This is a genomic window from Sphaerospermopsis reniformis, from assembly GCF_005402885.1.
In the GTDB taxonomy this organism is placed as follows: Bacteria; Cyanobacteriota; Cyanobacteriia; order Cyanobacteriales; family Nostocaceae; genus Sphaerospermopsis; species Sphaerospermopsis kisseleviana.
Genome location: NZ_BJCE01000225.1, coordinates 1 through 8,899, shown reverse-complemented (window position 1 = coordinate 8,899; position 8,899 = coordinate 1). Strand labels below are relative to the sequence as shown.

Here is an 8,899-nt window from a genome sequence, read left to right as displayed (position 1 = left end):
CTGCACCCTATAAATATCTGCTTAATAACTGTATACTATTCTCAATAAGCACCAGATTTTTTCAGAGGGTCTATCACCTCAAACCTTTTCCCTATCTTGGTTTCAACTTGCTTGTCGCCCCCTCAAGCTTCGCCCTTACTGTGGTCTAAAGACATGAAAACTGCTGTAAAAGCGGTACTCAGTGATTTTCATCACATTAGACATTTGGTAAAAATGAATGTAGGGACAATTCATGAATTGTCCCTAGAACAAGTTTCAAATCAAATCACGCACATTAGAGATGTCTATTAGACATTAGACCATTGAATAATGGCTCCCAAAGATAACAATTGAGACCAAGTAACATTAGCATGGGAGGTTCCCCAAGGGTTGCGTAAATAGAAAGTTCCATTAGTGGCATTATAGGCAGTAATGGTGTAAGCATGACCATTAACCACACCAAAACCACCACCATAAACGAAACCTGCTGTTAAAATTTGATTAGAATTAACCAAATTAATCAGTTGATTTTGAGTCATATTATTTACAGATTGGGAAGTCGCACTTAACCCTGTGACTTGACGAATTACTACATCCATCCAACCACCTTCTATAGCTGCGTAGGAATTATTTTGAGTACCACTGTAAGTACGACTCCAACCAGATTCAGCTAACTGGGCATAAGCTTTCTCAGCTAAGGCTACCCACAGTTCATTGTTAGTGGAAGTAGAAGCACCTCCACCCCAACCAGCATACACGGCATAACCACCATAAGTTGGCAAGTAACGATCTACTGTGACATAATCAGCTACACCATTGTTGAAGAAACGCACAGTGAAGGTATTATCACCATTGTCAATGAACATATTTTCAATGTAAGAAGGTTGCTCTTGGGCAATGGAAGATAAAGTTGCTACATAATAGCAGTCTCCCACCGCTCCTTGGTAAATGTCATCAGCACTAAGTCCATTTTGGAACAGAGAACCACTAACATAACTATAGGTATAACCTGTATCAGGTCTATCATTTCCTAAGAACCACTTACCAATGAGATTTTCCATTTGGGTAGCACTACTACCGGCAGAGAGATTACCAAAACCGGAGCGAGGGTTAGCTGGATCACCATTTGCAATCTTATTAGAAAGCACTCTCACATGATCAGCCATAGTGAAAAGGCTGGAGTTAGCAACGATGGTTCGCAAATCTGTTAGTTCATTAGCATCAATGACGCTGCCATCCTGAGCATCACGGAAAATACTAATCATGTCGTTACGACTCAAATTACCATCAGCCGCTAAGGAACTGGTTAAAGTGATAATTTGAGCATCTACTAGATTTTGACTGTACCAATCTGGAGTTGGAGTTGGAGTTGGAGTTGGAGTTGGAGTTGGAGTTGGAGTTGGAGTTGGAGTTGGAGTTGGAGTTGGAGTTGGTGTAACCTCAGTAGCATTTAACGACAAACTGTAAGTAGTATCACCATCATATTGAAACACTCGTACATAATAACTTCCCGCAGCCAACTGACGAGTAATGGATTCAGAAGTAGCACCACCATTTTCAGAACTGGAAATTACACCACCAGAACTATTGAGTAATTGAACATCTGCATCGGCACTCAAACCTGTTAAACTCAAACTAAAGTTACTTTGTGTTCCCACATTGAAACTATAGTAATCGTTAGTATCAGCACTTCCTACCCAATCACTAAAACTTTGAGTGCCTGTTAATGCACCAACAGCACGGGCTGTAGCTAGGGTATTATCAACAGGTGTAGCAGTAGCATTTAACGACAAACTGTAAGTAGTATCACCATCATATTGAAACACCCGTACATAATAACTTCCCGCAGCCAACTGACGAGTAATGGATTCAGAAGTAGCACCACCATTTTCAGAACTGGAAATTACACCACCAGAACTATTGAGTAATTGAACATCTGCATCGGCACTCAAACCTGTTAAACTCAAACTAAAGTTACTTTGTGTTCCCACATTGAAACTATAGTAATCGTTAGTATCAGCACTTCCTACCCAGTCACTAAAACTTTGAGCGCCTGTTAATGCACCAACAGCACGGGCTGTAGCTAGGGTATTATCAACAGGTGTAGCAGTAGCATTTAACGATAAACTGTAGTTAGTGTTACCGCTAAACCGATATACCCTTACATAATAACTTCCCGCAGTCAACTGACGAGTAATGGATTCAGAGGAATTGTTCCAATTATGAGAACCAGAAATTACACCACCAGAACTATTGAGTAATTGAACATCTGCATCGGCACTCAAACCTGTTAAACTCAAACTAAAGTTACTTTGTGTTCCCACATTGAAACTATAGTAATCGTTAGTATCAGCACGTCCTATCCAATCACTAAAACTTTGAGTTGCTGTTAATGTCCCAACATTACGGGCTGTAGCTAGGGTATTTCCCGCATTGTCAACAGGTGCATTTAAAAATGGAAGTTGCTGAGAACCAAGCTCTGTTGGATTAAGATTTAAAGGATCTTTATCCGGGTAAATCAAGGAATTACCCAATCCTGATAAAGATGAATCAAAAGGCTTTTCAAAAGTATCAAACATAATGCACCCCTAAATAATTTATGAATATGTTGATTACGTAGGTTGGGCAATGCAGACTATATCCAGATTCTAGTCAGCAATACTCATCTTAGGTGTACTTCAAGGATTAAACCTACCTTCCGCACCCCCCGGTGTCACAATCGCTTTTTTCGTAATTTTATTACGACCAAATGTTGTATTTTGTACCAAAGATAATGAATATTGGTAGGCAATAGCGAAGCGCTGCTGCAAGCAGTTCGTCAATTCTAAATCTCCAAATGGCCAATTTTTCGTTGTGTGACAGTTGAGGGTGCGGAATGTGAGATTAAATATTATTGCTATACATATAATGATTTATGCCAATTTGACAACAGTAAAAAATAATTTTTTAGTAAAAAACATAACATTAAATTATCCAAGAATTACGCAAAAATGACGTAAGTAAAAGCCTTGATTTATCTTATGGTGACTTATTCACTCGTTCCCAGTCTCCAGACTGGGAATGTAAACCTAGAGGTTCTACCTCTCTAAAACCCAAGAGGTTGTTTCAAAAGTTTTTTTATTGTCATCAATGACACTGATTGATCCCCCCAACTCCCCTTAGAAAGCAGGGCTAAATTCTTTAAAGTCACCCTGGAAAAAGGGGATTTAGGGGCAATACTTTTCGGTTAAGCCCAAAAAATAAAATTCTGTAGGTTGGGTTGAGGAACAAAACCCAACATTTATAGACATTTCTTGGGTTTCACTTTGTTCAACCCAACCTACAAAAATCCTTAACCGAACAGTATTGGATTTAGGGGGATCTGAAAATATTTGATACATCATGAGAGACTTTTAGAACATCCTCTAAATTCTCAAACCATAGGAATTAAGAGAAGTTTTCTTACCGAATATCCAATCTAATTGTTTTGGTAATAATGCTGCTAAATTATAATTATTGACTATTGTTTTTCTTGCTGCTGCACGAATAACTTTCATATCTTCTGCATTATCCAAAGCTAGATTTACCTTTTCAGCAATTTGTACAGGAGAAAAGAAATCTGCCAAAAGTCCATTTTTACCATCTTCAATGATCTCTACAACTGGGGGAGTATTGGAAGCTATGAGTAAACATCCTACAGACATTGCTTCTAACATTGACCAGGATAAAACAAAAGGACGGGTTAAGTAAATATGGGCTGAGGAAGCTTGTAAAAGTTGTAGATATTCATGGGTAGGTAGTCTACCAGTAAAATGTAATCTCGATAAATCTAAATCTAGACTTTCTAACATTAACTGTTTATAGGTTTTCCCATCAGCAAGATGTTTACTATAAAATACCTTATCTTCCCCATCAACTACAATATGACAATTTGGGCGCTGTTGTTGAATTAATGCTACTGCTTCCATAAACTGAGGAAAACCCCGATAAGGTTCAAAACCTCTTGCTGAATAGGTAACTAATTCTGTGACGTGGGAAAGATCCAAATTGATGCTAGGTAAAAATAATTTAGTATCTGGTTTACTGATAAAGTAATTAGTATCAATGCCATCGTGACAAACAGTGATTTTATGATGATATTCTTGGGGAAATTGTTGACGCTGCCAGTTAGTAGGAGAAAGTCCGCGATCGCAATGGTATAAATCCAGTAAAATCGGTGAATTTTTTACCCTAATACGACATATATCATCTACACTTAATGGATCACAAGGATCAAAACCTGCATCTGAACCGCGACTATGATAAAACCATTCAAAGAAACATAATAATTCTGCTTGGGGAAAAACTTCTTTTATAAATAAAGTTAGTCCCCAACCAGAATGACCATAAATGATATCTGGAATAAAACCTTGATTTTTTAATCGTTGTGCCATCCGATATACTGCTTGTCCGGTAAGAACTGCATTTTCTAAATTGCGAATATAATAATGTGTTTGACTTGCTACTGTGCGGGAAGGTTGATAAATTACCTTCTGTACACCTGGTATATGTCCTTGTTGATTATTTGTGGCAAATACCACTTGATAATTCTGATCTTGTCCTAAAGTTTTAACTAAGTGGCGAAATTGTCCGGGGAAGTTGGGATGTAAAAATAAAATGCTTTTCATATTTCCGGTAGCATTTTTCATACAATTTGAATATGCTTGTTTTAGCCATATAATTAGGGTTTGCTGAGAAAGTCTTTCCGTGAAGGCATAGGAGTCAGGAGTCAGGAGTCAGGAGTCAGGAGGAGATTTGAAAATTTCTTTGCCATCTCTTGAAATCCCAAAAAATGCACACTTTTTCCGGTATACCCTTCAAAACCCTTGCACTAATTTCTGTGTTTATCAGCCTCTAACCTTTGATATATCAAGGTTTTAGGTTTATTCAGCAAACCCTAATTATGATTTCAAAAATATTTTACTTGAGATTTTTTAATATGGAAGTTCTGAGGCGTTTTTGGAGGATATTTAAATCATATTTTCATAATTCAATTACAAATTCTTTATTAACAGACATGAAGCATGGGAAGCATGGGAAGTATGGGTAGCAAGGGAGTCACCCATCACCCATCACCCATCACCCATAACCATCTATCTAACTTCTTTCAAACTCTCAACCTGCTTAGTAAACATCTCCGTAAATAAACTCAACACACTCCGTTCCTCACGCACCTTAATATTAGCAGTAATAGACATCCCCGACTGTACAGGAATGTTTCTACCGTGAGCATTTATCGTCTGACTATCTAAACTAACTTTCGCTGGAAATCTATAATATTGATAAGTCTGATCAGGAGGTAAAGCATCCGATCCGATATTAATCACTTTACCTTTAATATCTCCAAACTCACTAAAAGGAAAAGAATCAACTCTCACATCTACATTCATTCCTTCCCGCACAAAACCAATATCTTGATTGGTGATAAATACCTCCGCTACATATTTATCATTAGGTACAATCTGCAATAATGTCTGAGTGGAATTAGCTACAAAACCAGGATTTTTCGCTTGCATATCAAATACTATCCCCGCTACAGGAGCGCGAAGTTCTTGATATTTAACATTTAACTGAGTTTGGGATATCTTGCTATTAACATCTGCCAATCTTTGCTCATTTTCCAAAATAATTCTCATGAATTGGCTGTCAATTTCCGCAATTCGCTTTTTATTATTGGCTATCTGATCTAAAACATTTTTATCTGTCACCGCTACAGTATTCGTTACTTCCTCCTGTCCTCTTTTAATATCAAACTCTAGGCGTTTTTCTTCTTCTCTCAATTGTTCTATTTCTGCTTTCAGAGTTTGTACTTGTTGTTGCTGATTCAGATATTGTAATTGAGAAATCCCCCCTTCTTCTGCTAGGGTTTTAACTTTATCTAAAATTTGTTGTTGAATTGCTAAACCATTTTGAGTATCTTTGATCTTGACTTTGGTTTGCGATAGTTGCTTTCTGATTTTTTCAACTTCTAATTGTGCTGCATTAGACCGAGATTCTAATTCTTTTCTGGCAGCTAGGAGGCGTTGTTGTTCATCAATTCCACCACTTATTCCTGGTGTAGAATTTCTTAATTGAGAACGCAATAAATCATTGTCAGCGACTAATGAAGCTCGACTTTTCAGGAGAAAAGCTGTTTCTGGTGGCAAGTTACTGCTTAAAAAATTCAATTCTGAGGTGATACCGTTACTTGCACTCATCAAGCGACGATAAATATCGTTTTCTTTAATTAAAGCAGCACGAATCTTGTTTAAGGAACTTAACTCAGCTAAGGTGGCAACGGATTCAAATGTTAAGAGCAAGTCTCCTTTCTTTACTTCTTGTCCATCTTTCACATAAACAGATTTGACAACACCACTAATAGGAGCTTGCACTTCTTTTACTGTTCCCTCTGGTTTTAACTGACCGGTCGCGGGAACTACTTGTTCAATTTTGGCATAATAAGCCCAACCCACTCCAAAACAAGCTATAACCATCAGGGTGATCATGATGGTACGTGACCAAACTGGTGATTGACGTAAAACTATAGATTGATCAAAACTATCTTGATAAGCTACACGAGTCAAAGTCTCTGTTCTAGCTTTCTTGGCAGGTGTCAGCAACTGTACACTACTTTGTTTTTTTCCGTTGCCATTACCGTTACCGTTGATATGATTACCATTATGTTGAGTCATAACAATTTTAGATTTTGGATTTTAGATTTTGGATTTTAGATTTTGAATTTTAGCGTCAGGAGTCGTAGGGGCGAAGCATTCGGGCAACAAATGATCAATTTTATGAACAGGTTATTTTCCTGTAAGGGCGAAGCATTCGGGCAACCAATTATCAATTTTAGCAACAGGCTATTTTCCTGTAAGGGCGAAGCATTCGGGCAACCAATTATCAATTTTAGCAACAGGTTATTTTCCTGTAAGGGCGAAGCATTCGGGCAACCAATTATCAATTTTAGCAACAGGCTATTTTCCGAATGCTTCGCCCCTACTTCACCCGTACAGGAGTCAGGAGTTATTAATTTTGGATTTTGGATTTTGGATTTTGGATTGTTTTTCTTAACTCCAATCTAAAACCTAAAATCTAAAATTTCCTTCCCCTATTCCCTATTCCCTATTCCCTATTCCCACTGATAACTGATAACTGATAGCTGATCACTAATAACTAATTACAAATTAACTTCTTGTTGTTGATATAGGTAGAAATAATGACCTTTAGCAGTCATTAATTCTTGATGATTACCTTGTTCTATCACCCTACCGCCATCCATAACAACGATTGTATCTGCATTACTAACAGTATTGAGACGGTGAGTAATAAAGAAGACTGTTTTACCTTGAAAAGCTCTAGCTAAGTTGAGGCATATTTGTCTTTCTGTGGGATAATCTAAGGCGCTGGTAGCTTCGTCCAAAACTAATAATTTAGGTTTTTGTAAAATGGAACGAGCGATCGCTATTCTTTGTCTTTGTCCTCCAGAAAGATTAGAACCTTTTTCCCCTACTCTGGTGTTATAACCATTGGGCAAATTCATGATAAATTCATGGGCAACTGCTATCCTGGCCGCTTCGATAATTTCTTCTGTAGTTGCATCAGGATTAGTCAATGCAATATTTTCTTCTACAGTACCATCAAACAAAAGCGGATCTTGCGGTACAACCCCAATTTGTCTGCGTACTGAATAAAGTTCTACTTTGCTGATGTCGTAACCATCAATCAAAATTCTGCCAGACTCGATGTTATAAAGTCTTAGCAGTAATTTCATCATTGTGCTTTTACCTGAACCACTTTGTCCGACGATACCGACAAATGTACCAGAGGGAAAATCAAGACTCACATTGTTTAGTTGCAGTGGTCCACTGGGAGCAAAGCGGAAGCAAACATTTTCATATTTAACAGCACCCATGATCCCAGGTAAGGGAATATTATCTTTGTCTGTTTCTGCTTCTTGGGGTGTGTCCACAATATCACTTAATCGCTCTAAAGATAAACCAGTTTCTTGGAAGTTTTGCCAAAGTTGTGCTAACCGCAAAATAGGACTAGTCACATAACTGGAAATAATTCTAAAGGCGATTAATTCCCCTAATGTTAATTCTCCTTTTAATACTAAATAAGCTCCTACCCACAAAACTAATAAGCTACTGAGTTTGTTGAGAAACTGACTGGTAGAATTAGCTAAAGTGGAAGTGATGACTGTTTTAAAACCTGCGGATACAAACCGAGCATAACGTTCTTGCCAGGAAAAACGCGATCGCAATTCAATATTTTGCGCCTTTACTGTTTGAATACCTGACATTACCTCCACTAAATAAGATTGAGTTGCTGCATTACGTTCTGCTTTGGTACGTAATTGTCGGCTCACCGTGGGGGCGGCAATTAATGTAATCACCACAAATAGGGGAATTGTTCCCAAACCCACTAAAGTTAATTGCCAACTATAAAACAGCATCACGATGATATAAACCACCGAGAATACTGCATCTAATACCACTGTTAAAGCTGTCCCTGTGAGAAACTGACGGATATTTTCTAATTCATTGATGCGAGTTGCTAGTTCACCCACAGGTCTACGTTCAAAATAACGTAAAGGTAATCTGAGTAAATGGTCAATAATTTGTGACCCTAAGCTCATGTCAATGCGGTTGGTTGTATCCACAAATAAGTATGTCCGCAATGTAGTTAGTATTGCTTCAAATACACCCACTGCTAATAATAACACCCCTAAAATATTCAGGGTATTAATACTATTTTGAACGATGACTTTATCAATGATTAATTGAATCACCAGAGGATTAGCTAAAGCAGCTAATTGGACGAATAATGAAGCGATAAAGACTTTTATTAATACCCCACGTCGACTTGATCGCTAATGTACAAACATACTTAATCCAAAGTGTTGTTCGGGGTTTTCTTGGTG

At 37.7% G+C, this 8,899-nt stretch carries 3 protein-coding genes and 1 pseudogene; all 4 read right to left on the bottom strand.

What is annotated here, in order from left to right:
* Nucleotides 1–287: 287 nt before the first annotated feature.
* Entirely contained in the window at nucleotides 288–2,558 is a 2,271-nt protein-coding gene (locus FFR48_RS29085) for a pre-peptidase C-terminal domain-containing protein (protein WP_201277663.1), read from the bottom strand.
* An 825-nt stretch (nucleotides 2,559–3,383) separates the two neighbouring features.
* Nucleotides 3,384–4,646, bottom strand: a complete 1,263-nt coding sequence (locus FFR48_RS22195; RefSeq protein ID WP_236104147.1) for a glycosyltransferase family 4 protein — start codon at nucleotides 4,644–4,646, stop codon at nucleotides 3,384–3,386.
* A 444-nt stretch (nucleotides 4,647–5,090) separates the two neighbouring features.
* A complete protein-coding gene (locus FFR48_RS22190) occupies nucleotides 5,091–6,668 on the bottom strand; it encodes a beta-barrel domain-containing protein (protein ID WP_137668861.1) in 1,578 nt (525 codons plus the stop codon).
* Between the two features lie 485 nt (nucleotides 6,669–7,153).
* Nucleotides 7,154–8,899, bottom strand: a pseudogene (locus FFR48_RS22185) (peptidase domain-containing ABC transporter); the annotation flags it as partial.